The following is a 25,386-nucleotide window of genomic DNA, read 5'->3' as shown; positions in this document are numbered from 1 at the left end:
ACCGGGTATCGGAGGAGGCATAATATATAAATACGGCACCATCCTCATCGGCAATCCAACCGTTACAGAACAGGACATTGGAGACATCTCCTACTCTTTCGGCTCCTTCGGGGCCATAAAGTAACCACCAGGTTTGTAGATGACTTTGGTGAGATCATGGAGATCGGTCATGAACAGGTAGAGTACATAGCGTAAACCTGCTGCGGTATTTCTTACACCGTGGGCCATGTGCAGCCAGCCATGTTTGGTTTTGAGGGGTTCGGGGCCCAGGCCATTCTTGGCTTCATAGACGGTATGGTACATTTTATGGTCGATCACGAGTTCTGCTGTTATTTCGGCTTGTTCGATGGTCTTGCTTAAGCCAAATCCGATACCACCGCCACTGCCTGCGTTGATGAAGCCATCCTGGGGGCGTGTATAAAAAGCATATTGCCCATGTACCAGCTCGGGATGCAATACAACATTGCGTTGTTGGGGAGAGGGTGTTTTCAGGTCGGACAGGCGTACCCAATTTACCAGGTCTTTGGTACGGGCGATGCCACATTGGGCAATAGCAGCGGATTGATCGGCATCTGATGCCCTGGGGTCTCTTCTTTCGGTACAGAAGATACCATAGATCCAGCCATCCTCATGTTGGACTACGCGCATGTCATAGATATTGGTATCGGGGTTGGTTGTTTCGGGCATGAGGATGGGATAATCCCAAAACCTGAAATTGTCTATTCCATTGTCGCTTTCTGCGACGGCAAAAAAGATTTACGGTCTGCGGCTTCTACTCTGGCGATCACGATGTATTTCCCATTCCACTTCATAGCGCCTGCATTGAATACGGCATTGATGCCAAAACGTTCCATGAGGTGTGGATTGGTATCATAATTAAGGTCATAGCGCCAGAAAATGGGGGTATGCTGGTGTGTGAGCACGGCATTTTTGTAGCGCTGATAAATACCATTGGATGATTCCAGGGCTTCATTGGGTATACGGACCAATTGATCGTAACTAGTTTCCAGGTGCTCTAATCTTTGAAGAAATCCTTTATACATCGGTTGTCATTTAATTCGTATTCTTAATACAAGCTGCGAGTGAATACAACCCGTAGCTGGTAGCGAGTGGCTAATGGCAAATGGGCCTTACTAATCTTCCAGTTTATCCCACCAGGTTTTTTAAGGATAAGGACAATGATGAGTAATATGGCTATGGTAATGAATAGGGGAGTTGCAACCACAGTACGATGTACATCGGTAGCAAGGTGAGGCAGCATTGTGCAATAATGCCCAGCGCCACATTGAACATATCGAGTTTAAAACGCTTATTGGGCACAAATGAAGGGTCTTCTGCGATCACCAGGACATGAATAGGTTGCCAAAATCCCCAGGGTTTTACGGTTCGGTAAAAGTTTTTAATATTTGCGTATCTGTGACTGGTGCGGTGTAAGTGCCTGCGATGCAGCCAGCCAGGGATATGAGGAATAGCAAGGGCCAATTGTACAAAGGTAGCCCTTTGAACAGGTATGGAAATACCAATGCAGCTAGAATACCACTGGTCATGCCCCAGAAGAAACCATGTGCATTGAAACGCCACCAATACCATTTGAGCATATTGGCCGCGATATAACCACCATATAAGGCGCCAACGATCCATTGCAATACGCTGTTTACGTTTTTAGCAAAGAACCCCAGTACAACACCTATTGTCACCACGCCTATTCCTGCCAGGTAATTCATAGTCATCACACGTTTGTTGGAAGCCTGGGGATTTACATATTTCAGGTAGATATCATTCACGATATAAGCCTGAGCGGCATTGAGGGTGCCGGAAAAAGTGCCCATGAAAGCGCCCAACAATCCAGTAAGTACCAGTCCCTGGATACCCATGGGCAAAAAGGTGTTGATGGTAGCGGGCAATACTTTTTCAAAGTCGGTTCCTGTGGCACTGGCGCCAAGGTCCAATTGATCATAATACAATAAAGCCAAAACGGTTAGTCCGATGACCATGGAATAGCGGATGGGCAGCAGGATGATGGATACAAAGCCGCTCATTTTGGTAGCTTCCCGGGGAGAGCGGGTGGACAATACTTTTTGCATATCATAATTGGGTGCAGGGCCTGCGAGGCTGGCGAGTATGCCTTTGAACAGCATCATCATAAAGAATATTCCAAAAAGGCCAAAGCCATCTTCGGCAATCTTCTTATTGGCATCGGGTACTATCTGGCTCCAATTGAGGTTGAGTTTCCAACCAAAGAAGGGGTTTTCCCAACCGGCAGGGACGGCTAGCGTTTTTCCATGTAAGTGGATCATAGCTATTACGGCAATGGAAATACAGGCCACGGTCATGACGCAGTATTTGATCACATCGCCCAAAACAATGCTGTGCATGCCACCCAGTATGGAATAGAACATGGCAAAGAGGGTGAAGATGATGCCATAAAAATGGGGAACAAATTCTTTAGAGATGGCAAAGGGGATATGATCTTTCACCATTTCCCAGGGCACAAAGATCTCGATGAACTTACCCAGGCCTACAAAACCATAGGCCAGGAAACCAAAGCAACTGAGTAAAGCAAAAGCCACTACGATATTGTGTGATGCCTGCACACCTTTTCCGGTAATGCCAAACCGGGTAGCCAGCCATTCGGCACCGGTAGTAGCATTTGACCGGCGTAACCACTTGACAGGAACATCATCATAAAGACCTGGTTGAATACCGGCCACAGCCAGGGTATCCAAAGGCTTTTCATGCCATACACAAAACAGAGGGCTACCATCCACATGGTGCCGCTGATATCAAACATATCAGACGCATCGCTTAGTCCCAGCATATACCAGGGCAGTTTTTACCGCCCATGAGGTAGTTTTCTTTATTGGTACGGGCCTTTTTCTAAGTACCCAGCCTATTACCACCATGGTAGTGAGATAGGCTACGATAATGCCAATGTCGAGCAGGGTTAGTTTCATACGCTTTCAATCTTCATTCATATAGTTTCTTCTTTGCGACCTCTTTCTCAAATAAAGTTTTATCCGATTGATAGAACTTAATAAAATCAGCTTCAGAGGTTTGGCCTTTATAAGGGGCATAATAATGCATCTTCTTGTTCCAACTGGCAAATCCATGATTGCGCCATACCAATACGTAGGAGAGCTGATGATTGCCAATGGCCTTTAATAAAACCTCTGTCCACCAGTTGGCATAAGGAATGGCCTCGTAGCCTGTTTCGGAAAAAGCAGTGAGTTTGTTCTTTTCGCGGGCTACGGTATCAAGTATACCCAGTAAGGCATGTGTATTTTTCAGGAACCAATCATTGGTAAGGGGGTCTTCATACTGGTATGCATCAAAGCTTACCATATCAACCATATCATCATCGGGATAGCGCTGTAAGAACTCTTCTTTTGTTTTAAAGTCGCCGCTGGTGCTGTACACATAGAGGAGGTGGTGTACTTTCTTTTCCTGCTGCAGGTAATAGACTGTAAAACGCCAGAGGGTTTGGAATTCAAATTCGGTACAGGCATTGCGGCCCCACCAGAACCAATTGCCGGTTAATTCATGCCAGGGCCGGAACAGAACGGGGATCTGTTCTCCTTTCTTCCCTTTTAAGGATAGCAGAAAGGCTGCTACTTTGTCCAACCATTCTTTGTAAAGGGCATGCAGGGTACCTCCCGGTAAAATAGCTGCTACGGTGCCATGGGTAGTATCCCAGGCGCCTTTTTCCTTATCCAAGGGACTTCGGGCATGCCAGCTAATGGTGATCACACCGCCTCTTTCATAGCCTTCCTGTATGTATTGCCGCATTTTCTTAAAAGGTATGCCATCGAGGTTATTGGGGTTATCCATTTCCAATCCACCCAGGTCCCAACCGTATACAGCGGGGTAATCGCCTGTGACCTCTTTTACATCGCTTTTTCCGGGTAGGTATTTCCAACCTACGCCATAGGCCAGATCGTCCTGATGACCAAACATGATGCCGGTAGCGGCCAGCTTTTTCAAGTTGCGGTACAGGTTAACGGTTTCTTTGGTAGCCTGGGGATCAACTGGTTTGTCCTGTGCAACCAGGCAGGTGGCCAATACAAGGCCCATTATACATCCGCTTATTTTCTTCATGCGTCGTTTTGCGAAAAACGGTTCGTCCCCTACGGGGCCGTGTGTTTATTATATCCTTGTTTGCTACAAAGCTTTGGCTCCGATGGAGCCGAAAGGCGCCAGGGATCTTGTGCATGGATTTGCCTTATCTTATTTCACCAACAGGATGTTATCAAAGTACAATGTTTTTGGATCATCATTGATCTGCATGATCACTGTTTCTAATTCTGCCACCCCTGCATTCTTGAAAATACCCAGATCGAATTTGTAATAGGTCCATACGTTGGGTGGAATGGTAAGGGTTTGGTCATTGGTCCAGTTAAAGTTAAACTTCATTTTCTTCTCTACATCAGCGCCCTTGATCCAAAAGGTAACGTATTTATAGGGAGCCAGTACGGCTTTCACTTTGGCATGTAATTGCATACCTCCCCAGGCGCCACTATAGGCGGCCTGCATGGAAGCAGTGCCGGTTATTTTTTCGGTAGTGGAAGGGGTATTGGTCAGACTCCAGGACCAATCTTCCCAATCGCTATGTAATGCATCTTTAAAGATGGCATAGGCCGCGTCTACGTTTGTCAATACCTGGGAGGTGGTCATGGTGCCGGAGGCATTGGTAATAATCAGTTTACAGGTATTGAGGGCAGTGGCGGGCATGGTGATCACCAGTTTCTTTTTTTCTTTCGATACGATAGTAGCTTCGGTGGTAGTGCCATCCAACAGTACTTTGCTAACGCTTTCGAGGTTGCCCCGGTAAGGGTAATGGAAGTGCCTGCCTGGAAATCGACCGGGAAAACGGTTGCTACAGCAGGTAAAGCCACTACCGAAAAAGGCACCTTAACGGACCTGCCATCTATATTGGTGAAAATGATGTTCTGGTCACCGCCATTGGCAGTATCGGGCACCCGGAAGATCACGGCATTTGAAGTATTAAATACGGGATTGAAAGCTGCCGGCACATTGCCATTGTCAAACACGATGGACCGCATATCGGCCAGGTCGGCACCGGTTAAGGTTAATACGGTACCACCGGAAGCTTTTACAGGGTCCAGTTTATCGGCCTTGGGATTGGCCCGCCCTTCATTGGCATCTTTTTACAGGCGGCCAGGATGAGGGTACTAACTGCCACTAGCAGGAAGGCCTTGGGCATGTGGAGGAAGTGAGGTTTCATATTTATAGTTTAAAGCATTTGTTAGTTAGGTTGTTGGTTTCATCTGCTCAGGGTGAGCCGCCCTACCGCGCAACAAAAGCAGCCCGCAGGGCGACCCACCCAAATCCGGTTTCGACAGGCTCAACCTGACAAATGTTTTTAATAATAGGCAATGGCTGGTTCTTTCAGTTTTGGGTTCTCTACGGTTTCAGATTGGGGAACGGGCAGGAATAACTGACCGGGCGCACTCAATATTACTTTCAGGGTATTGATGGTACCATTGTCGTTGTAATTGCCCCGCTCCTGTTTGGCTATCATTTCCTTTGCTTTTTCAAATCCCTGGCGCTGGATATCGAACCAGTAATCGCCTTCAAAGGCAAATTCTACTTTACGTTCGTGCAGTAAGATGTCCTTTGTAAGATTGGCAAGGGGTGTTAGTTGCGCGCGGGTATGCACAGCATTGAATGCAGCCAGTGCTGTACCATCGGCGGTGGAACTGCCGCTGCCGATCACAGCTTCTGCATAGATCAATAATACATCGGCATAACGCAGTATATAGGTGCACATGCTGGTATGGGGTCCATTCACCGGTTCATCGGCACGTTTAGGGCCTACTATGTATTTCTGTACGTTGGAGCGGGTAGGTGTTTTTATCTTAAAATCATTGGTAGCGGCGGTAGTGGTATCATACATAAAGCCAGCGGGGAAATTCTCATTGATCCAATCGGCTTTTGTAAATCCATGCTGCATCACAGACCAGTTGCGCCGTTTATCACCCGTGGCATAACCGGTGGCGGGGTCCAGCATATCGAGGGAAGGAACGCAGGCGGAGTAGCCGTCTGCAGTAGTAGGTTTGGGTTTCAGCAGTGGCTGAGGGCCCAGGTACTGTTGGTAGGGATTGCCGCCATTCCAACTCATGGAAGCCTGCCATTGGAGGGCAAACAGGGATTCTTTGTTGTTGTTGGCTTTGGAAGTGGTAAACATGTACTGATAGTTGTCCATCAGTCCAATTTTGCCGGAGGCGGTGGCATAATCTATTACTTCTTTTGCCTTGGCTTTGGCATTGTCATAGTCCTTATTGTACAGGTACAATTTGGCCATGAGGCCTTTGGCTGAGTATTTGGTAACGCGGCCTGGCTGATAAGGATCCCCGGGCAAGTTGGCTTCGGCAAATTTGAGGTCTTCCAGGGCAAAGCGCAATACATCTTTCTGGAAGTAACGGGGTACTGCATATTTGCCCGGCGCGGTGAGGGAAATAGGATCTTCTACAATGGGCGCATCTCCAAAGGCACGGGCAATGTAGAAATAGGCAAATCCACGAATGAACCTGGCTTCGGCTATGCCTTGTGTGAGGTAGGCTGCAGCGCCTGCTTTGGCAGCTTTTTGTTCAAAGGTCTTTACCAGTACGGCAGCATTACCGGCGGCTTTGTAACAAGATTTCCAGGTGGCGCCCACCAATCCGTCGGTACTTTGTACGTTGAAATTGTAGAAGGTTTTATAATTGTCATCCCTGGTATACAGGGTCCCTCCCATTACATCGCCTACATCAATAAAGGCTTTATCGAACCAGTCGCCCCATACGGAGTTGTACAGGATACCGGTGGCGCCATTTACTTCGGTGGCATTGTTGTAATAATTATCGAGGGTAGGGCTGGTTTCAGAAGGATGTTCCAGAAAAGTTTTTTTGCAGGAGGTGGCAAGGCAACCGGCAAAAAGTAATGATATGATGAGTTTTAATTGCATGGTGTTGAGCTTTAAATGGCTATTAGAATTCAATGTTTGCACCGATGGTAATGGTACGTGGATTGGGATAATGCCCGTCATCAATATTCATGCGGGTGACGTTGTTATTCAGGGAACCGAGGTCGGGATCATAGCCGGAGTAGCCGGTAAATGTATAGATATTCTGTGCTGATACATATAGGCGGGCATTGGTCAGTTTAGCTTTACTGATCAGGTTTTTAGGCAGGTTATAACCCAGGGTAAGGGTTTGTATCCTTAGGAAGGAACCATCTTCCACAAAGCGATCGGAGATGCGGAAGTTGTTATTGTGCCAGGGATTAAAGCGTGGCAAAGCACCATTGGGGTTAGTGGCGGTATACCTGTTGAGCACGTCTTTCGACTGGTTATTGTAAGCATTGGTCAACCCCTCGGTATGGCGGCGTACGATATTGAATATTTTGGCGCCCACACTTCCATACAGGAATACGCCCAGGTCGAAGTTTTTATAAGAAACGGAATTATTGAACCCGAATGTGAATTTGGGGTTTGGGTTACCAATGAACGCTACATCTTTATCATCGATCACTTTATTGCCATCCAGGTCTTTGTACATCACATCACCCAGCCAATAGGTTTTCATGCCCACGGGCAGGCCCCAGGTGGTACCATTGTTCAACTGGTCCATGGAGCGGAACAAGCCATTGGTTACAAAACCATAGAAAGCGCCTACAGGCAGTCCTTGTTTGGTAAGGGTTACTACGGGGTCGTTGCCTGAGTAATCGGTTTTTACCCTGCCGGTAATGGCGGCATCGGGGGTATTGAGGCGATTGAGGATATTTTTATAATGGCTGAATGTAACCGTCGTTTTCCAGGTGAGTGCCTTGGTTTGAATGTTATAGGTGGTGAGGGAGATATCGATACCGGTATTGGTCATTTCGCCATCATTGGCAATGGGTGTCCAGATATCATTCCAGTTATTGGGATTGGTTTGTTCGCCCAGGCCGGAGAAATCGCCCAATTGGGTGGCGAGTAACATATCGGTGGTTACTTTTTTATAGAGGTCGATGGTAAGGTCAACGCGCCTGTTGAATAAGGAGGCATCGATACCGGCATTGTAGGTGATGACGGATTCCCAGCCCAGGTCGGGATTGCCTACGTTGCGCGGAATGCCACCGGGACCAAAGGGGCCTTCGGTAAGGAGGCGGATATTGGTGGTATAGGAATTAGCGGCCACGTTTTGGTTGCCTACGGCACCGGCGCCGGCCCTTAATTTCAGGTAATTGAGCCATTTGATGTTTTGCATAAAGGCTTCATTGCTGGCTGTCCAGGAAACGGATGCTGCGGGGAAATACCCAACGCGGTTATTTTCACCAAATGCAGAGGAGGCATCGCGGCGTATGGAAGCACTCAAGGCATATTTTTCATCGTAGGTATAATTCAACCGGGCAAAATAAGACTCCATGCTCCACTCGCCCGTTCCGGCGCCAATCTGCTCACCCGAACCATTACCACCCGCACCAGCGGCCAGGGAAGGCAGGTTGAGGGTGAGGTTGGTTCTGTAGGCCTGTATATTATCCCATTTGGAATATTGTGCTTCATGACCGCCTGTAGCGTTTATAGCATGTTTGCCGAAGTTGTTGTTGTAGGTGAGGTAACTTTTACCGCCCAGTAATAGCTATTACCTCTTTCTTCACGCAGGTGGCTGGGGCTAAGGATAATCTCTTTAGAAGCCTCATTTTGTACAAAGGGTTGATACGCCTTGCTGCTGCTAAGGTTGAAATCGTAGTTTACTTCATTTCTGAAAGTAAGTCCTTTGAGAATGGAGAGATCGGCATAGAGGCTACCAAAGGCTTTGGACTGAATGGTGCGTACATCGCGCATTTCCGCCAGGGCCACAGGATTGCGGGGATTGCCAAAGGTAATACCACCAATGGAAGTAGTGGTGGCATAATTGCCATCGAAAGTGCGGATGGGCGCAGCGGGGCTATTGTAGAGTACTACGCCGGTTACGGCATCAAATCCATCGGTGAGGGCTATTTTTGGTCGCTACGGGACAGGTTGGCACTTACGCCTGCGCGCAGCCAGGTTTTCACCTGTTGATCGAGGTTGAAACGCAGGGAATAGCGTTTGAATTCAGAGCCGATGATGATACCGGTTTGGTTATAATAGTTGCCTGAAAAATAGTAATTGGTTTTGCCCTGGCCACCGGAAAAAGATAGCTGGTGGTTTTGGATGAGGCCTGTTCTGAAAATGGCATCCTGCCAATCAGTACCGCCGCCGAGTAAAGCGGGGTTCTTGAATTCGCCGGTACTGTCCATTCCATCGCCGGCAGCTCTTACTTCGTTGACGAGGGAATTGAGGTAACCGCCATATTCCTGCAGGTTCATGATGGGCAGTTTTTAGGAATGGATTGCCAGCCATAATAAGTATCGTAAGCAATTTTTCCTTCGCCTGCCTTACCCCGTTTGGTATTGATCAATACCACGCCATTGGCGGCGCGGGAACCATAGATGGCTTGTGCAGAGGCATCTTTGAGGATGTCGATAGAAGCAATATCGGAAGGGTTCAGGCTGGCGAGTACACTTTGTCCGGTTTGGCCTGAGCCGCCGCCCAATACATTTTGTTCAAGGCTGCTGATGGTGCCACCCATAGGCACGCCATCTATTACATACAATGGGTCGTTGCCATTAACGCTGGTAATACCCCTTACTCTAACGGATACGCCACCACCAGGCTGGCCGCCATTGCTACTCACGGTTACACCTGCTACCTTACCCTGGATGGCCTGGTCGGCGCCGGCCACGGGAATGTTTTTCAGGTCCCGTTCGGTAACAGAGGAAATGGAGGAGGTTACGTTGGCGCGCTTGGCGGTACCGTAACCAATCACGACTACTTCATTCAGTCTGTTATCGGTTACTTGTAAGGTAGCCAGTACATTGGTTTTGCCTTCGATGGATATCTCCTGTGGATCCATGCCTACATAAGAAACTACCAGGGTTTTGGCATTGGCAGGAACAGGTATTTTGAAAGCGCCATTGGCATCGGTGGTGGCTGTTATTTTCTCTCCTTTGACGCGTATGGTAGCGTTGACGAGGGGGCACCGTTTTGATCGGAAATGATACCGGTTATGGTTTTTGCTGTGCAAAAGAGAAGGAGAAGGCGGATATGCATAATAGGATAACCAGCAGTATCCGGGGAAATACTTTATTTCTCATATAGCAGGAATGTTTGACCCAAAAATATTCCTGTCAATTATACATTACAAATACTATTTTAGCCAATTCAGGTGTTTTTTAGCATTGACTGGTTACTCACAAAATCTAATACTCTCATATAACTGGCTACCACAGCCAATTATGTCAATTCAACAAACAAAGTGAAGCACTGATACTTTATTTACAATTCTTTATATAATTTTGATAGCATTTCAGTATTTATCTCCTTATTTATGACCAAAGCGGCCAAGAATGATATCCTCCGGGAGATCACTCCCCTTACGCAAAGCGATTGCTTTACTTTGTTTTCACGGATAAAAGCGGTCTTTGATTTTCCGCTGCATTATCATGAGGAGTTTGAGTTGAATTTCATACAGCATGCAAAAATGCACAGCGGGTTATTGGGGATCATATTGAGGAGATTGACGATATTGAGCTGGTACTGGTGGGGCCCAACCTGCAGCATGCCTGGTTTACGCATAAGTGTAAAGGAAAAGAGATCCGGGAGATCACGATACAATTTCATAAGGACCTGTTTGATGAAAAGTTCCTTCGCCGGAACCAGTTGAATTTTATCCGTACGTTATTTGAGAAATCGGTACGGGGGATCTTATTTTCTAAGGAAACCGCTCAACAGGTAGCGCCCCGCCTGATTGATCTGAACCGCAAAAATGGTTTTGATTCTGTATTGGAGCTTATGTCGATCTTACATGACCTTTCTACCTCACGCAATATGCGTACGTTATCGGACTCGTCGTTCAATACAACAGAGCCCTATAGTTATAATAGCCGGCGGATAGAAAAGACGTTTGAATATATGAACCAGAATTTTGACAAGGCAATAGGTCTGGGTGAAGTGGCCAAGCTGGCCAATATGTCGGAAGTAGCTTTCAGCCGGTTCTTCAAACAACGTACAGGCAATACGTTTATAGATAGTTTAACTGAAATAAGGCTGGGTCATGCTTCTCGTATGTTGATCGACACGACGCAATCGGTAGCAGAGATCGCTTACCATTGCGGATTCAATAATATCTCCAACTTCAACCGTATTTTCAGGAAAAAGAAAGGCTGTACGCCCCGGGAGTTCAGAGAAAGTTTTTCGGGCAGGCGAATCTTTATATAGCTGCGCGGTAAAAAGGCAAGGAGGCAACGAGTGAAACAACTTACAGTTCAAAGATCAGTTGGTCATCGCGGTTCTCCACGGGAATCATTCGCAGGAAATTATCATACCCCAGTTCATTATCATGGCTGCTGATAGCCCCATAGGAATCCAGGCTATAACCTATCAATCCATCATTGGCTTCGATCACATATAAAATGGATGAATCATCGGGATTGGATTCTCCTTCAAAACGAAAGGTTCTGATGATCTTCAAGTCTTGGGGCTGGTAGTTCTTACCCCGCCCTGCGGTAAAGCCTTCGGGGTCCAACGGAACTCATTGTCCTTCTTTTCCAGTCTTAATTTTTCCAATACTTGTAATAAGGTGGTCATTTGCCCGGTGTTGTTCATGGCGGTTTTAGTAGCGTATGTTCAAAAGCTATGCCTCCCCCGCCTTCAAGGAAGGGGCAACAAGGGCGCATGACAATGTCAATTGAGGGGGCATAATTGTATAGAGAAATCCACAAACATAAGTCGGCAACCAGTAAAGGCACAAGTATGCCAGCATACCGGGCTGGGCTGCCTGCTTGCGCCAGGGGCGACTTTTCTGTTCTTTTGCCTTGATGCAAAAGAACCAAAAGATCAAGCCAGGCCCGATCCTCCGGGCGGCCTGGCGAGCCAGCTCCTCCCTTGTGTAACTTTGATTACTTACCATTGGCAACCTTCACGTTCTTGCTTTGGCACAAGTACGCCAGCACACGAAACCGGACTGCCTGCTTGCGCAAAGACAGGGGTTCACGATTCAAACCGTTTAGATTGAACGATCTGTGGCATTGGGTGTTTAAAGAGGATGAGCAAGGTAATGGAATACGGTTCATGACGGATTTGGATCATTTCACAGATCATTAACTAATATTTCTGGCAGGCTTGTTACTACTTTGCATTCTGTTCAACCTTTATATATGAGAGTATTCATTGTTATTGTAGTCTTTTTTGTGACGTATGCGCTGCATGCGGAAACTACCCCACGGCTGGACAGCCTGCTTCAACGACGGCAATATTTCGAACTTCGTAAAGTGCTTTCTTCGGCCCCCAAAGACCAACTACCGGAACACCGGCGCTTGTATTTTCAGGCCTTCGTCAATAATTTTTTTCATGAGGGAGCCGCCTCTAACAAGGATATCGAAGAGTTATTCAAAAGTACGGTGGTCAATTCTCCGATAAGGAACTGGGCAGGTTACTGGGCAAGAAGATCGATAATCATGCAAAGCGCTATGAATATCAACAAGCCCATGCCACCAGCGCCTTATTACTGTCTAAATACGGGCATACGCTGAGTGAGGAAGAACGAACGGATGTGGTTAATTCGGACGTGATCTGGAAGGGATTGGAAAAAGTGCCCGCCCAGCGCACACGCATCCGGAAAGACAGCCGGGTCTTCTATAAACGGGATATGGCAGGACTGATCAATGTACCGGTGGAGTTCAAGGATAGTACTTTTGACTTTGTATTTGACACAGGCGCCAATTTATCGGTGATCACAGAAAGTTATGCGATCAAGGCCGGGCTGGATGTACGCAATGTCGTATTCAAGGTGCGGGCTATCACGGGTATTGATGTCAATGCCAAACTTGGTGTGGCCAAATTACTGAAGATGGGTGATGTGGAAGTAGAAAATGTAGTGTTCATCGTTTTCCCGGACAGTGTATTGTCATTTGCCGGCGGCGCCTATAGGATCAGGGGATTATAGGATTCCCGGTTATTGAGCAACTGCAGGAGGTACGTATTAACAAAGCCGGGTTTATTGAAGTACCGCAAGAAGCGGTCAACAAATCGATCCACAATTTTGGGATTGATGAACTGACACCGGTTGTACAGGTGAACGTGAATAAGGATTCATTGGCTTTTACGTTCGACACAGGGGCTCAAACAACTGACCTCAACCAGCCTTTTTACGAGCAATATAAACCGACGATTGAAGCCACAGGTAAACTGTATGATATGCAACAGGGGGTGCCGGCGGTTACGCAATCTCCAAAGCCTGGCGTGTGCCTGCTACGGTATTTGCCGTAGGCGGCCAGTCGCTTACCCTGCCCAACCTGGGTGTGAAAACCACCAGTTCTAACAGCAAGGATCGATTTTATTACGGCAACCTGGGGCAAGATGTGATGTCGCAATTCAGTGAGCTGGTGATCAATTTCAAGTATATGTATGTGGATTTTGTGAGATAAGCAAGCTGTGAGTTACGAGCCTCGAGCTGCGAGCTGAAACAGCCAATAAAATGGTGGGTCGCCTTTGAAAGCGATCCACCATTTGTATTTTCAAGCCTTATGATCAGCTGATCTATTGGTTATCCTCGGTCGCCGCCGCCTTCTTCCATACCACCACCTTCATTGCGATTATTGCGTTTGAAGAGGTTGAAGTCGGATTTACCGAACTTATAGGTAAAGGTTATCCGGAAGCTGCGCACATTGCGGCGGCGGTAAGAATCCTGGTAAAAGTTGTCGGTATCATAAATAGTTCCCCAACGGCGTGAATTGAATACATCATTTACACTAAATGTAAAGGTGCCCTTATTACCTTTCAGAAAATCCTTGCGCAGGGCTGCATCCACGCTCAATTGGTCCTTTCGCTTACCCTGTGGCAATACTTCGGGGATTCATATTCTCCAATGGTTTGAAAGCTTAGTTTGTCGAACAGTTTTGATTTGCTTGCTATGCGGTAGTTAGCAATCAGTTTAGCTTCCCAGTTGAATCCATCATTGCTAAGATCGATCTTATCGAGCTTGGCATTTACCTTGGTATACTGCATGCTCACGGTAGGCGTAAAGTCGAAATTCTTGCCTATTTTTGCTGCAGGGTCAGCTCGCTGCCCCATACATTTTCGGTATTGGCATTGATGAAGGTGCTTAGAATGGCATTGGGATCAACAGCAGCATTGTTGAGTTGCTCATACTGTTTTGCGGTGATGGTATCGCTGAACTGGGTGATCTCTCCTTCGGTATGGCGGTAATAAACAACACCGAGGAAGCTACCGGAACTGTAGGTTTTATTGTAATTGAACTCAAAGGAGTTGGTAAACGCTGGTTTGAGGGAAGGGTTACCCTGGCGAAGGTTGAGGGGGTCATTGATATCGACAAAAGGATTCATCTGCCAGAAATTGGGCCGGCGGATGCGGCGGGTATAATTGACCTGGATATCTTCGCTTTCGCTCAAGGCTTTGGTGATAAAGAGGCTCGGGAACAAGGCGTCGAACAGGTTATTGAGCTTTTCGGGGTAGGTATAGCCAAACTTCTTTGCGCTGTCGATGAGCTCGCCGTCGAACTTTGAATATTCGGCCCGTAGACCTAACTGGTAGCTGATATTACCCAGTTTGCTGCTGTAGGTGGCATAGGCTGCATTGACCATTTCGCGGTACTTGTAATTGTTGCTCAATGCCAGTTTTGTTTCGGTACCATTGGCCAGGGCAAAAGCATTGAACTGGCTGCGGTAGTTGTTGAGGTAGGAACGAATACCGGTTTCAAATTTGGTATGCTCCCCATTGGATCGGTAAAATCGACCTGCATGGTTACCTGGTCATTGTCGTCATGGCCAACATTACGAACGATATTGGTATTGGCCGCAGGGCTGCCATCGGGCTTAAAATAGTGATTGGTAATGAGTGAACTGTTAGAGCCACCGCCAGTATTGTAGCTGATATCGGCGCTCAGTTCTTTACCCGCTTCGGCAAACTTGTGTTTGTACAAGAGTTGGGTATTGCTTCTGTTGAAATTGCCTTTGCTGTTGGCAATGCGGTCGCCATATTGGGTAAGTTCATTATTGAGGTTGGTGTATCGTTGATCCTGTGTTTCATCATTGCGGTCATTGCCGCTTACGAAGTTCTGGGAAAGGGTGAAGGTATTGCGGTTGTCCATGAAGTAATCAACACCGAAACGTACGGAACCAAACTTGCGAAAGCGGTCGGCTTCGGATTGCTGGTTGAAATAATCGGTTGCAATACCTGCTTTCCTGTTTTGGCGGAATGATTTGCTTTTGGCGATACCACCGGATTGGTTGTAGTTGCCGCTGGCAAAGAAATTGAATTTATTCTGGCGCAGGTTGAGGGTAAGGTTGCCATTGAGGATATCTGGATAACCGGCCCCTATGGAAGCCAGTCCATTCAAGCCCAGTTTTTTGTTCTTTTTCAGGATCACATTGATCACACCACCTGTACTGGCGGCATCGAATTTGGCGGAGGGGTTGGTAATGAGTTCTACGCGCTCAATATTATCGGCAGGTATCTGATCCAGGGTCAAAATGGTAGGCCGGCCATCCACAAAGATCTGGGGGCTGCTGTTGCGCAGGGTTACATTGCCATCTACATCGACACTAACAGAAGGAATATTTTTCATGACATCGATGGCAGTACCACCGGCAGCGGTGAGGCTTTTATCGACATCAAAGAATTTACGGTCGATCCCCATCTGCAGGGCAGGCTTTTGCCCGGTTACAGTAACCACATCGAGGGTATTGGCATCCTGTTCCAATTTGATATTACCCAGGTCTTGCCCGGTAGCGGCGGCCCCGCCTTTGCGAAAGGCCACAGGCTGGTTAAATTCTTTATAGCCAATGATGGTGATATTGAGGCGGTAATTGGCAGTCAAGGGAAGGTTTTCTATGTTAAAGTCGCCATTGGGCTGTGAGAGCATCCCGCCGGCCAGGCTGTCTTTGGATAGGCCGTCGGCGCCTTTGAGGATGAAGTACAGGCGAACGGAAGCAGCTTCCACGCCCTTGTTGTTTTTGGATCTACAATCCTGCCATACAAACGACCATGTGGCGCTTCGAGGTGTTCGCCACCGGTGCGGTTCCTATCTTGCGCAAATACATTGATGGCCAAACAAATAAATGCACATAAGCTTCCTATTTTTCTCATCACCAGGTAAAAATTATCGTCATTAATAGATTGACTCTCTTTGAGATACAGATTAGACGCTGAATCATTGGCATCCTTGCAGAGCAGAGAACTTTGGGATTGTTTTAACAGTTTGGACGGGGCGGCCATCTTTTAATTTGAAGGGACGGCAGTAGGCAGTCAATGTGTTTAGTTAAGAAAACTTTTGCCAGTTACAAAGGTGGGCCACTCTGCAGCGCTGCATTAGCCGGACGGCAGCGTGACTCACCTTAAAGCAGCGACAAGCTTAGCTAGACGACGTTGAATCAGCCATCTTTTGCTTTGAATGAGTGGCAATCGGCAGTCAATAGTGTTTAGTTTTACCTGGCTCCTTTAAGGTGAGCCGCTCTGCAGTGCTTCATCTGCCAGGCGGCAGAGCGACCCACCTTTGTTCCCGCCCCAAAAGTCTTGCTAACTAGACGACATTGAATCGGCAGTCGGTCCACTCGTTGGCAAGAGTAATCTTTTGCTTTGAATGAGCGGCAATCGGCAATCGTGAATACGTTTGCTTCGAAAGTGGAGCACGTGTGTGGTTAGTGAGGAGAACGGTCCAGGAATGGGACCTGAGCAAAACAAACTGGGCGTTTTTGGAGGGGTGGAAAATTGAATGTCGCTCTTGCTAGGTACCCTGAAAGGAAGGTGGCAATCCTATGTAGAGCGGATGGAATATGGCCAGTGTATAGATGGTATATGGCTAGTGTGCGGATGGTGTACGGATAAGGGTCTCGATAAAGTCTCGATAAGGTCTCGAAAAGGTCTCTATAAGGGTATTCAGGAAGTGGCGGAATTCACCTGGAGTAGTGGGGGTAGAAAGAAATGGTATTGGCAGTATTTGATTCATTGCCAATGGGTTCCTGTGTTTAGGTAGCAAGCCAGTTTTCTGGTCTGGATAACAATCCTGCTCTTAGCGCTAATTTACGTAACCCGGCGGGGTGCAGTGCGGCGGGGGTTAATGATATTTCTGCAACGGGCAATCAGGTTTCAATCTAAAATAGTAAGCTGTATGGGGCCTGAAGAGGTGGACAGTCTTCGATTGGAAGGCAGACAAAAGGCGAGGTCCGCACTCTTGCGGGATGCCCGACTTTGGGGGTAAAACAAAATGCAGATCACTTGCCGGGCTGGCAAATAACCTGCATTTATACACGGGTAAGCACATTCATTCAGCAAGAGTCGCCGTTTTTAACAGCCCTGAATGATTGGATCACTGGTTTAGACTTCTTCTTTCGCCATTTTATGGTAATCGTCCTGTAGTTTTTCTGTATTTCACCGGGTACGGCTGCATAATCTTCAAACTGCATGTTGAACTTGGCCCTACCCTGGGTAATGGACCGCAGGGAGGAGGAATAATCATGCATTTCGGCCAGGGGTACTTTGGCCAGAATCCTGGTAAAATGACCTTCTGAATCCATCCCTTCTACAATAGCGCGCCGGGTTTGGAGATCGCCTATAACGGCGCCGGTAAGTTCGTCGGGACAAAGTACTTCTACATGATAGATGGGTTCCAGTATTTGAGGATCGGCCTGTGCAAAAGCCTGTTTAAAGGCCATGAGTCCGGCAATCTTAAATGAAATATCATTGGAATCAACGGGGTGCATTTTACCATCATAGACGGATACGCGTACATCGCGAACAAAGGAACCTGTTTGAGGGCCTTCGTGCATTTTTTCCATCACGCCTTTGAGGATGGAAGGGAGGAAGCGGGTGTCGATGGCGCCGCCCACAATGCAATTATAATATACCAGCTTACCGCCCCAATCGAGGGCATGTTCTTCGCGCCCGCGAACATTGAGGCCTTTGGGATCGGCCATGCCTTCGTACCAGGGTTCGATGCGCATAAATACTTCACCAAACTGGCCATTGCCACCGGATTGTTTTTATGGCGGTAATTGGATTCGGCCATACGGCGGATGGTTTCCCGATAAGGGATGCGGGGCCTGGAGAATTTTACTTCTACGCCATGGAGGTGCTCAATGCGCCAACGTATGACGGTAAGGTGTAATTCGCCCAGGCAATGGATAATGGTTTGCTTCAATTCCTGGGAAAATTCCACGCGGATGGTGGGATCTTCTTCGGGTAACTGGTGGAGGGCCACGGAAAGTTTCTCCTCCTCTCCTTTTCGTACTGATTCAATGGCCATGCTCATATTGGCTTGCGGGAAGACAATGGGTTCCAGTTCGAGGTTTTTCCCTTTTTCGTGGAGGGTATTATTGACATGTGTATTTTTAGTTTGAGGGTAGCACCAATATCACCTGCCACGAGTTCGGTCACATTGATGCGTTTGTTGCCTTCTACGACAAACAACTGGTTGAGTTTTTCGGAGACACCAGTTGTTTCATTCACCAGTTCCATTCCGCTTTTCAGGGTGCCTGAATACACTTTAAAGAAAGACAGTTCTCCTACATGGGGTTCTGAAACTGTTTTATAGACGAAGAGGCAGGCGGGCCCTGCAGCATCACAAGGCAGTAATTGTTGTGAGGCTACTAATTTGGCGGGACGCATTTCATTGGCGCTGGGACATACATTATCTATGAATCCCATTAAGCGTCCGCTGCCCATATTGCGTTCGGCGGATAAGCAGAATAAGGGGAATAGGTCATGGTTGATCATGGCTTTTTAAGGCCCTCTTTCATTTCATCTTCTTCGAGTTCGCCTTTGTCGAAATATTTTTCCATCAGGGCCTCATCATTGCCTGCTATGGCTTCTACCAATTCACGATGCAGGGTATCGGCTCTTTCTTTTTCTTCGTCAGGAATAGCCATTTTTTCGGGCTTACCGCCGGCATCATGGAACTTATACATGGTCATGCGCAACACATCAATGATGGCATGAAAGCCGGCACCCTGTTGTTGTGGGTATTGGACCACGACTACTTTATTGCCAAAATGGTTTTTGGCTTCTTTTACGGTATTGTCGAAATCGGCATTGTCATCATCCAATTTATTAACGGCAAAGATCATGGGAGTTTTGAACTGATCGGTATAATCCCATATGATATCGGTGCCTACTTCGACCCCCATTACGGCATTGAGGAGCATAACGCCTGTATCGGCCACACGGAGGCGGATACCACTTCTCCTGCAAAGTCGTCATAACCGGGTGTATCAATGATATTGATCTTGTATCCCCGCCACTTGGTATGGAGTAAGGTAGAAAAGATGGTGTTGCCGCGTTCCTTTTCCAGCTCATGGTAATCGGAAACGGTATTGCGCTCCTGGACGGAGCCGCGGCGGTTAATAAGGCCTGCTTCAAAGAGCATACATTCCGCCAATGTTGTCTTACCGGAGCCGGCATGGCCCAGCAAGACTATATTTTTACGTGTGAAGTATCAAACTCTGGCATAGCAAAAGGTTTTTAATGTTAGTAGTATTGATAAGGCGTGAATTATAGGGATAGTAATAGGTTACGTGATGGCGGAAGCCACAACGTATAAGCAATAACGTACGGGTCATTGATCAATGCCGCTACTGCCTGGAATGGTTGGCCCTGTGCGGGCAATGGTCACGTTCGGTCAACGAAGTCTTTAAATTCCTGTTTAACTTCAGTTAAGGTGTGTTCAAGATGTTGGTACTCGTCAAGGAGGTTTTCATGGCTGGCGGTGGTATCATCATTGATCTGGCCTTTGGCAGTTTCCGCGTCGATCTTCCGGGTGTGGGATTTAATGGCGTGCTTGAGGTCGTGGATGTTGATAAGCTGGATGTGGAGCTGGTTGTCCAGGTGGTCTACTTCAAGGAGGTCTTCTTTGGTTGTTTGCCGTGCGGCAACATCAATGAGCCTTTGTTTAAGCTGGCCGAATTCGTCGCGCCAGGAACGCAATGTCTCCCTCCAGGCATTGCATTCTCGTGAGAGCTGTGCTACATCTGTAGTAACCATGGGAGAAAAATTTAGGTGAAGAAATAAAGAACTAGTTGGAACGCGATGGACTGATTGCTTATGTGTTCTGATTCCTAATTTAGGAAGATTTGGGCAAAGGGCAGGGGGAAAAGGATTAAAATTAACCACCAATTTTATGATTATTGGGGATAACGCTGATTGGAGCGTGCGCCACAGCCCCCGGCTTTTTCCATATCATTCCCTGAACACCCTGTGGTATACGGCTTGTCATTGCCATAGTAGTCCCTGGCTAAGCCCTGGGTTCTCCCTGGTTAAGTCCAGGTGAGCAGTAAAGGAACAGTAAAGGAACAGTAAAGCAATAGTAAGACTTCGGGGGTCAAATGCAGGCCCAATGCTGGTTTATATTGTTTCTGATTGGCAAACACAGTCCCATGGCTGGTTTGATCGAAACAGAAGAATTGAAAAAAAGGCGGTACCACATATATATATTGCCCTTTTTTAAATATACGAAATATCCGGCAAGGAGTAGCTGGTGCAGGTGCTTAATTCTGTATGCTGGCTCAGCATTCTGGATTCTCTCTCGATAATTGCGTATTTTTGGGGTTTCTCAAATAAATATTTGTAAATCAGTTGATAACACAGCAAACGATACAGCAGATCCAGAGTCGTGTAGACGTAGTGGAAGTAGTGGGCAGTTTTGTAAAATTGAAAAAGCGGGGAACGAACTATATCGGGCTTTGTCCTTTTCATAACGAGAAATCGCCTTCGTTTTCGGTATCTCCATCCAAGGAGATCTACAAGTGTTTTGGCTGCGGTAAAAGCGGTAATTCCATCAGTTTTCTGATGGAACATGAAAAAAGTATTCGTATGTGGAGGCCCTGCGCTGGCTGGCCAACAAATACAATGTTGACATCGAGGAAACGGAAGTAAGTCCGGAACTACGGCAGCAGTACCAGGTTGCGGACAGTTTGTATATCATTAATCAATTTGCGCAGCAATATTTCTCTGAAAAATTATTTGAATCAGAAGAAGGCGAAGATATCGCCATGAGTTACCTGAAAGAACGGGGGTTCCGGGAGGACATTATCCGGAAATTCCAGATCGGCTATTGCACGCAGGAACGGGATGCCTTTGCCAAAGCAGCGATTGCCGCGCAGTACAACCAGGAATACCTGCAAAAAGTGGTCTGATCGTGGTGCGGGATGACCGGCTGTATGACAATTATCGGGGACGGATCATTTTCCCCATTCATAACCAGAGTGGTAAGGTTCTGGGATTTGGCGCCCGGGTAATTGGTAAAGCAGAAAAGGCTCCCAAATACATTAATACGCCGGAAAATGAGATCTACCATAAAAGTAAGATCCTTTATGGCTCTTATTTTGCCCGGCATACGATTGATAAGCAGGATGAATGTTTGCTGGTAGAAGGTTATACGGATGTGGTATCACTTCACCAGGCGGGAATTGAAAATGTAGTGGCCTCGGGTGGTACCTCACTGACGCCCGATCAGTTGCGCCTGGTCAAGAAATATACCAAGAACCTGACGATCATCTATGATGGTGATGCGGCGGGTGTAAAAGCCGCGCTGCGGGGCTTGACCTGGCCCTGGAAGAAGGGCTGAATGTGAAACTGGTACTGATACCGGATAAAGAAGATCCGGACAGTTATGTGAACAAGATCGGGGCTGCGCAATTCCAGGACTTCATCAAGGCGAATAAAAAGATTTCATCCTGTTTCAGGTGGAGATACTGCTGAAAGATGCAGGGGATGATACCAATAAAAAGCGGCGCTGGTAAACCAGATTGCAGAGACGATTGCCAAACTTAATAAGGCAGAAGATTTTACGAAGCAGCAGGATTATATCAGGCGCTGTGCGGACCTGTTGCGTATTGAAGAAGTGGGTTTAAATAACCTGGTGAACAAATTCATCCGGGATAAGGTACAGAAGCAGGAAGGCGGTAAATCCTTTCAACAGCCGGAGGATGGTCAGTTTTATGATGAAGGTCCCCACCCTTTATCCCCGAGGAAGATGCCGGCTCGCTGTTTAACAAAGACGAAATGAATGAGCGGGGCATGGTACGTTGCCTGCTTGAGTTTGGACTAAAGCCCTGGGATGAGAACCGGCGGGTGGCGGATTATATTTTTGAGGAGTCGATCGAGCAGAATATGATCGACAATAAGGAGTTGGTACGAGTAATGGAAATGTACAAAGTGTGGTATGATGAGGGGCTTGAACCCGGGCCGAAAAACTTTCTGTATCATGAAGACCAGACCTTGGGTGCTATGGTAGTAACGGTCACGGAATTTGCATATGAATTAAGTCCTAAATGGAGTGAGCATTTTGATGGTAAAATGCCCACTACGGAAGATACTTACCGAAACGACGTAACCTCTGCGGTGACCTATCTTAAGATCCGTAAAATCCGCCGGCTGATGGAGGAAAACCAGCGGGATATGCAACGCCCGCATAGTTCAGAAGAGCTGCTGGTGTTGTTGCAAACGCATGTGCACCTGAAACAACTGGAGCAGGATATGATCAAACAAAATGGAACGGTGATATTGAAGTAGGGAATCGGCAGTGCGATCTTCCCGCGGAGTGGGACAAATTATGCATCCGGGGTACAAGTGCCTTACCTGGCTGGGCGGCATTTCTGTTCTTTTGCCTTGATGCAAAAGAACCAAAAATCAAGCCAGGCCCGATCGCTCCGCGCGGCCTGGCGAGCCAACTCCTCCCCCTGCGTAACTTTGATTACTTACTATTGGCAACCTTCTGGCTAAGGCTAATCAATTTGGATGACAGTTCCCTGTGTCAGGTTTGGCCGGCAGTCGGCAATCTTAGGCTCCGAGGTTTAAGGGTTAGCCAGTTGGCTATTTTCTATTCTAAAAATATAAATAGCCATGGTAGCAAACATGATCATGGTACCTCCCCTGCGTGTATCTTATGACACGAGGCTGAATTTGCTGTCTGCCGATTTGGCGATGAATAGCAGGTCATTATCTGTTACATCGCTGATGGTTAAATTCCGGCGCGGTACCTGGCAATGGTTTGAATAAGTCTTTCGTTTTGGCTTCCAGGCCTTCTGTGTCTTTGAATCGCAGGCTGTCGATGAGGTTAAAATGTTTTTGGGTGGCTGGGTAAAATCCAATGGCAGGTTTACCCTTTGTTGCGCCTCCGGCTTTTTTTGAGCGTCTGCATAGGAGGCCGCAATCATCAGGAGGGATAAGATTAGATATTTCATTTGTTCATGTAGTTTTTCTTTTGACCGGGACTGAGATGTTCAATGGCGTAGCGCAACATGGTACGGGGCATGGAGGCTGCATGTTTATCCAGAAAGGCCAGTAAAGTGTGCTGGTCCTGTCGGCCGGCCTGGCGAATCCATCCGCCAGCTGCTTTATGGATCAGATCGTGTTCGTCCTTGAGTAATAATTCAGCTATTTTAAAAGTATCCCCGGTTTCTCCTTGTCTAAGAAAGTAGGCGGTACTGACAATAGCAGTTCTGCGCTCCCATATATTTTTTGATTTGGCGAGCTTGTAGAGAAGGGTACGTGATTTGTCAAAAAGCCATGCACCTACAACAAACTGGGCGCTCCGGTCCACCAGGTCCCAATTATTGACCCTGTCGTGCCGACGGATGTAGAGCTCAAAGAGTTCTTTTTTCTGGTTTCGGGTGTTTTTATCCCTGGCCTGGAAATCCATGATGCTCACGGCTCCTGCCCTGATCTCATGTATATTGCTTTCGAGTAGCTTTTCCACCTCCTTCAGGGGCATCTGCATATAGGCTTTGGCCAGGGTAAATACTTCCCCATGCGTACGCCCATGAATTCATCGCCTTCGCCATATTGGCCTTCGCCGGATTTAAAGTAACGCTGTATCTTTTTCAGCTCGGCCTCAGAGACCAATAGTTGCATGGCTTCTATGAAGCTTTGGGCAGTGAGGTTACCGGCTTTGCCTGGCAGGGCGCCAGCAGCTTTCTTAACTGGCAGTGGTTTGGTTTTAGACGGGCGTTTTGTAGTTGCTTTTTTAGGTGCGGCCTTTTTGCCGGCAGGCTTTCTTGCTTTGGAGCTGGTAGTCATGGCATTTTTGTTTCTTAGCTGTTTAAGTTATCCCTTTTTTTCCAATATGCCAATGTTGGTGGCTGGTGTAAACCCATCGGGCTTCTATACAGTTCATACATCCTTTTCCACATTTCATACAGGGGCTTCATCAGCCATAACTGGGGGCACAGGGATATACGGATAATCCAGTATTTTTGAAGGCAGTACTTTTTCCTGATGGTCCTATTGCGCTCACCCTTTATTCTTCTACCGACCGGCGGCTTAGGTTGCTGGGGCCGCTTATTTTGTTTATGGTAGGGGCGCTCTTCTTCCGGCTGCAATTGTACCTGGATACGCCGCGCGCCAAGTTGCCGATCCTGGTATGTGTGGCGCTGGGGAGTGGGTATATTGGGTGGGAACTGGCCAGGTTAACAGCGCTGTTTCTCCAGCATAAACTACCGGGCCTGGAACGTATACGGCAACGGTTAATTTTCCTGATCCTGGCCATTATTGTGCTGTCGCATATGGGTTATATCTTACGTAACTTCATACATAGTATTTTGGGCAGTTTTCCCTGGCGCTGGCCACACCTGATTGATTATACATCAAGCTTGGGCGTACTGATCTTTTATGCCACGGTAACCTTGAATATTTATGAAGGAGGCTATCTGTGGAAACAATGGCGGCAAACTTTTGCAGAAAAAGAAGCACTGATCCGTTCGGAATGGCAGGCCAAGTTCGATCTGCTCAAGAATCAGATCAATCCTCATTTCCTATTTAATAGTTTAAATGCGCTTAGTTCGCTCATCAGTGAAGATCCCAAACAAGCGGAGCAATTCACAGATGAATTAAGCAAGGTATACCGATATCTATTACAAAGTAATAACCAGGAAATGGTTACGCTGGCTGTCGAACTACAGTTCATACTCTCCTATGGGCACCTGCTGAAAACAAGGCATGGAGACGGTTTCAGGCTTTCGATCGATGTAGACAAACAATATCATAGCTGCCTTATACCATCGCTGACGTTACAATTGCTGGTAGAAAATGCGGTGAAGCACAATATTGTTTCGCGGAAACAGCCATTGGAAGTCATGATCGGATACCGGCCTCCGGCGCTATTGGTAGTTGAAAATAGGATACAGAAAAAGGAGAACCAGGTGATGTCGAATGGTGTGGGCCTGTCGAACATCAACAACAAGTTCCGTTTACTGAATCTTCCAGAAATAAGTATAGAGGTCACGCCGGAGCGGTTTGTGGTGTTGGTGCCATTAGGGACGTGAATCGAGGGTTGGCAGTCGTGAACCGGCAATGGTTAGCAGTAAGAGCATGGG

The 25,386-nt window shown here is 47.3% G+C and carries 32 protein-coding genes and 4 pseudogenes; 10 read left to right on the top strand and 26 right to left on the bottom strand.

The genetic code is table 11. The features are described from left to right. Positions 1 to 16: 16 nt before the first annotated feature. From RS881_RS28670 to RS881_RS28610, 13 genes and pseudogenes are all read right to left on the bottom strand, one after another. A pseudogene (locus tag RS881_RS28670) lies at positions 17 to 687 on the bottom strand (glycoside hydrolase family 130 protein); the annotation flags it as partial. Between the two features lie 32 nt (positions 688 to 719). Next, the gene (locus RS881_RS28665; protein WP_315824250.1) at positions 720 to 1,043 is read right to left on the bottom strand and encodes a hypothetical protein; all 324 of its coding nucleotides are present in this window, start codon (positions 1,041 to 1,043) and stop codon (positions 720 to 722) included. Between the two features lie 151 nt (positions 1,044 to 1,194). Further along, complete coding sequence (locus RS881_RS28660) at positions 1,195 to 1,344, bottom strand: hypothetical protein (RefSeq protein ID WP_315824249.1); 150 nt, start codon at positions 1,342 to 1,344, stop codon at positions 1,195 to 1,197. A 35-nt stretch (positions 1,345 to 1,379) separates the two neighbouring features. Continuing rightward, positions 1,380 to 2,726, bottom strand: a complete 1,347-nt coding sequence (locus tag RS881_RS28655) for a sodium:solute symporter family transporter (protein WP_315824248.1) — start codon at positions 2,724 to 2,726, stop codon at positions 1,380 to 1,382. A gap of 66 nt (positions 2,727 to 2,792) precedes the next feature. Further along, positions 2,793 to 2,954, bottom strand: coding sequence for a hypothetical protein (locus tag RS881_RS28650; RefSeq protein WP_315824247.1), 162 nt, complete (start codon positions 2,952 to 2,954; stop codon positions 2,793 to 2,795). A 13-nt stretch (positions 2,955 to 2,967) separates the two neighbouring features. Then, positions 2,968 to 4,095, bottom strand: coding sequence for a glycoside hydrolase family 26 protein (locus RS881_RS28645; RefSeq protein WP_315824246.1), 1,128 nt, complete (start codon positions 4,093 to 4,095; stop codon positions 2,968 to 2,970). A gap of 129 nt (positions 4,096 to 4,224) precedes the next feature. Beyond that, positions 4,225 to 4,791, bottom strand: coding sequence for a hypothetical protein (locus RS881_RS28640; RefSeq protein WP_315824245.1), 567 nt, complete (start codon positions 4,789 to 4,791; stop codon positions 4,225 to 4,227). Beyond that, positions 4,734 to 5,060 (bottom strand): hypothetical protein, encoded by a 327-nt coding sequence (locus RS881_RS60090; RefSeq protein WP_350340187.1) that lies wholly within the window; start codon positions 5,058 to 5,060, stop codon positions 4,734 to 4,736. Before RS881_RS60090 ends, RS881_RS28640 begins: the two co-directional genes overlap by 58 nt. A gap of 320 nt (positions 5,061 to 5,380) precedes the next feature. Then, positions 5,381 to 6,964: a RagB/SusD family nutrient uptake outer membrane protein gene (locus tag RS881_RS28630; protein WP_315824243.1), complete on the bottom strand. Its 1,584-nt coding sequence runs from the start codon at positions 6,962 to 6,964 to the stop codon at positions 5,381 to 5,383. Between the two features lie 22 nt (positions 6,965 to 6,986). Further along, complete coding sequence (locus RS881_RS28625; protein WP_315824644.1) at positions 6,987 to 8,561, bottom strand: SusC/RagA family TonB-linked outer membrane protein; 1,575 nt, start codon at positions 8,559 to 8,561, stop codon at positions 6,987 to 6,989. After that, a complete protein-coding gene (locus tag RS881_RS28620) occupies positions 8,558 to 8,839 on the bottom strand; it encodes a hypothetical protein (RefSeq protein ID WP_315824242.1) in 282 nt (93 codons plus the stop codon). The genes RS881_RS28625 and RS881_RS28620 overlap by 4 nt, the downstream gene beginning before the upstream one ends. Before the next feature lie 137 nt (positions 8,840 to 8,976). Continuing rightward, on the bottom strand, positions 8,977 to 9,330 hold the full coding sequence (locus RS881_RS28615; protein WP_315824241.1) for a hypothetical protein: 354 nt from the start codon (positions 9,328 to 9,330) through the stop codon (positions 8,977 to 8,979). Continuing rightward, positions 9,327 to 10,088 (bottom strand): TonB-dependent receptor plug domain-containing protein, encoded by a 762-nt coding sequence (locus tag RS881_RS28610; RefSeq protein ID WP_315824240.1) that lies wholly within the window; start codon positions 10,086 to 10,088, stop codon positions 9,327 to 9,329. Before RS881_RS28610 ends, RS881_RS28615 begins: the two co-directional genes overlap by 4 nt. Positions 10,089 to 10,603: 515 nt before the next feature. Between RS881_RS28610 and RS881_RS28605 the strand changes: the two genes are divergently transcribed. After that, a complete protein-coding gene (locus RS881_RS28605; RefSeq protein ID WP_315824239.1) occupies positions 10,604 to 11,281 on the top strand; it encodes a helix-turn-helix domain-containing protein in 678 nt (225 codons plus the stop codon). Between the two features lie 40 nt (positions 11,282 to 11,321). Here the strand turns inward: RS881_RS28605 and RS881_RS28600 are convergent, their stop codons facing one another. Beyond that, positions 11,322 to 11,534 carry a hypothetical protein gene (locus RS881_RS28600; protein WP_315824238.1) on the bottom strand — a complete coding sequence of 71 codons (213 nt, stop codon included), beginning with the start codon at positions 11,532 to 11,534 and terminating at the stop codon, positions 11,322 to 11,324. Next, on the bottom strand, positions 11,531 to 11,668 hold the full coding sequence (locus tag RS881_RS28595; RefSeq protein WP_315824237.1) for a hypothetical protein: 138 nt from the start codon (positions 11,666 to 11,668) through the stop codon (positions 11,531 to 11,533). The genes RS881_RS28600 and RS881_RS28595 overlap by 4 nt, the downstream gene beginning before the upstream one ends. A 551-nt stretch (positions 11,669 to 12,219) precedes the next feature. Here RS881_RS28595 and RS881_RS28590 point away from each other — a divergent pair. From RS881_RS28590 to RS881_RS28580, 3 genes are all read left to right on the top strand, one after another. Beyond that, positions 12,220 to 12,594, top strand: a complete 375-nt coding sequence (locus tag RS881_RS28590; protein WP_315824236.1) for a hypothetical protein — start codon at positions 12,220 to 12,222, stop codon at positions 12,592 to 12,594. A 20-nt stretch (positions 12,595 to 12,614) separates the two neighbouring features. Then, positions 12,615 to 13,007 carry a retropepsin-like aspartic protease family protein gene (locus tag RS881_RS28585; RefSeq protein WP_315824235.1) on the top strand — a complete coding sequence of 131 codons (393 nt, stop codon included), beginning with the start codon at positions 12,615 to 12,617 and terminating at the stop codon, positions 13,005 to 13,007. A gap of 298 nt (positions 13,008 to 13,305) precedes the next feature. Continuing rightward, on the top strand, positions 13,306 to 13,488 hold the full coding sequence (locus RS881_RS28580) for a hypothetical protein (RefSeq protein ID WP_315824234.1): 183 nt from the start codon (positions 13,306 to 13,308) through the stop codon (positions 13,486 to 13,488). A 119-nt stretch (positions 13,489 to 13,607) separates the two neighbouring features. Here the strand turns inward: RS881_RS28580 and RS881_RS28575 are convergent, their stop codons facing one another. The 8 genes and pseudogenes from RS881_RS28575 to RS881_RS28540 all read right to left on the bottom strand — a co-directional run bounded on the left by RS881_RS28575 (position 13,608) and on the right by RS881_RS28540 (position 20,056). Continuing rightward, positions 13,608 to 13,904 (bottom strand): outer membrane beta-barrel protein, encoded by a 297-nt coding sequence (locus RS881_RS28575; protein WP_315824233.1) that lies wholly within the window; start codon positions 13,902 to 13,904, stop codon positions 13,608 to 13,610. Continuing rightward, a complete protein-coding gene (locus RS881_RS28570; protein ID WP_315824232.1) occupies positions 13,874 to 14,134 on the bottom strand; it encodes a hypothetical protein in 261 nt (86 codons plus the stop codon). Before RS881_RS28570 ends, RS881_RS28575 begins: the two co-directional genes overlap by 31 nt. After that, positions 14,101 to 15,647, bottom strand: a pseudogene (locus RS881_RS62320) (TonB-dependent receptor). Before RS881_RS62320 ends, RS881_RS28570 begins: the two are co-directional and overlap by 34 nt. Before the next feature lie 1,699 nt (positions 15,648 to 17,346). Next, the gene (locus RS881_RS28560) at positions 17,347 to 17,907 is read right to left on the bottom strand and encodes a translation factor GTPase family protein (protein WP_350340258.1); all 561 of its coding nucleotides are present in this window, start codon (positions 17,905 to 17,907) and stop codon (positions 17,347 to 17,349) included. Continuing rightward, positions 17,856 to 18,323, bottom strand: coding sequence for a hypothetical protein (locus RS881_RS60085; RefSeq protein WP_350340186.1), 468 nt, complete (start codon positions 18,321 to 18,323; stop codon positions 17,856 to 17,858). The genes RS881_RS28560 and RS881_RS60085 overlap by 52 nt, the downstream gene beginning before the upstream one ends. Positions 18,324 to 18,325: 2 nt before the next feature. After that, positions 18,326 to 18,793 carry an EF-Tu/IF-2/RF-3 family GTPase gene (locus RS881_RS28550; protein WP_315824230.1) on the bottom strand — a complete coding sequence of 156 codons (468 nt, stop codon included), beginning with the start codon at positions 18,791 to 18,793 and terminating at the stop codon, positions 18,326 to 18,328. Beyond that, positions 18,790 to 19,442, bottom strand: a pseudogene (locus RS881_RS28545) (GTP-binding protein). The gene RS881_RS28550 and the pseudogene RS881_RS28545 overlap by 4 nt, the downstream one beginning before the upstream one ends. A 242-nt stretch (positions 19,443 to 19,684) precedes the next feature. After that, a complete protein-coding gene (locus tag RS881_RS28540; RefSeq protein WP_315824229.1) occupies positions 19,685 to 20,056 on the bottom strand; it encodes a hypothetical protein in 372 nt (123 codons plus the stop codon). Positions 20,057 to 20,695: 639 nt separating this feature from the next. Between RS881_RS28540 and RS881_RS28535 the strand changes: the two genes are divergently transcribed. The 5 genes and pseudogenes from RS881_RS28535 (at position 20,696) to RS881_RS28515 (ending at position 22,585) form a co-directional block, all read left to right on the top strand. Continuing rightward, a complete protein-coding gene (locus tag RS881_RS28535) occupies positions 20,696 to 20,947 on the top strand; it encodes a CHC2 zinc finger domain-containing protein (protein WP_315824643.1) in 252 nt (83 codons plus the stop codon). Between the two features lie 116 nt (positions 20,948 to 21,063). After that, a pseudogene (locus tag RS881_RS60080) lies at positions 21,064 to 21,341 on the top strand (DNA primase); the annotation flags it as partial. A 114-nt stretch (positions 21,342 to 21,455) separates the two neighbouring features. After that, on the top strand, positions 21,456 to 21,638 hold the full coding sequence (locus tag RS881_RS60075; protein WP_350340257.1) for a toprim domain-containing protein: 183 nt from the start codon (positions 21,456 to 21,458) through the stop codon (positions 21,636 to 21,638). A 2-nt stretch (positions 21,639 to 21,640) separates the two neighbouring features. Beyond that, entirely contained in the window at positions 21,641 to 21,772 is a 132-nt protein-coding gene (locus tag RS881_RS28520; RefSeq protein ID WP_315824226.1) for a hypothetical protein, read from the top strand. Between the two features lie 303 nt (positions 21,773 to 22,075). Next, a complete protein-coding gene (locus tag RS881_RS28515; RefSeq protein WP_315824225.1) occupies positions 22,076 to 22,585 on the top strand; it encodes a hypothetical protein in 510 nt (169 codons plus the stop codon). A gap of 371 nt (positions 22,586 to 22,956) precedes the next feature. On the opposite strand, the gene RS881_RS28510 is transcribed toward RS881_RS28515, so the two are convergent. Genes RS881_RS28510 through RS881_RS28500 form a run of 3 tightly spaced genes read right to left on the bottom strand, consistent with a single transcriptional unit; the run spans position 22,957 to position 24,091 of the window. Further along, positions 22,957 to 23,256: a hypothetical protein gene (locus RS881_RS28510; protein ID WP_315824224.1), complete on the bottom strand. Its 300-nt coding sequence runs from the start codon at positions 23,254 to 23,256 to the stop codon at positions 22,957 to 22,959. Next, a complete protein-coding gene (locus RS881_RS28505) occupies positions 23,253 to 23,792 on the bottom strand; it encodes a DNA alkylation repair protein (protein ID WP_315824223.1) in 540 nt (179 codons plus the stop codon). The genes RS881_RS28510 and RS881_RS28505 overlap by 4 nt, the downstream gene beginning before the upstream one ends. After that, positions 23,777 to 24,091 carry a hypothetical protein gene (locus RS881_RS28500; RefSeq protein ID WP_315824222.1) on the bottom strand — a complete coding sequence of 105 codons (315 nt, stop codon included), beginning with the start codon at positions 24,089 to 24,091 and terminating at the stop codon, positions 23,777 to 23,779. The genes RS881_RS28505 and RS881_RS28500 overlap by 16 nt, the downstream gene beginning before the upstream one ends. A 176-nt stretch (positions 24,092 to 24,267) precedes the next feature. On the opposite strand from RS881_RS28500, the gene RS881_RS28495 reads away from it, so the two are divergent. Next, positions 24,268 to 25,335, top strand: coding sequence for a sensor histidine kinase (locus tag RS881_RS28495; RefSeq protein WP_315824221.1), 1,068 nt, complete (start codon positions 24,268 to 24,270; stop codon positions 25,333 to 25,335). Positions 25,336 to 25,386: the final 51 nt, after the last annotated feature.

The organism is Paraflavitalea speifideaquila (assembly GCF_032395985.1).
GTDB lineage: Bacteria > Bacteroidota > Bacteroidia > Chitinophagales > Chitinophagaceae > Paraflavitalea > Paraflavitalea speifideaquila.
The sequence above is the reverse complement of the archived record's forward strand: the minus strand, read 5'-3'. Positions and strand labels throughout refer to the sequence as shown.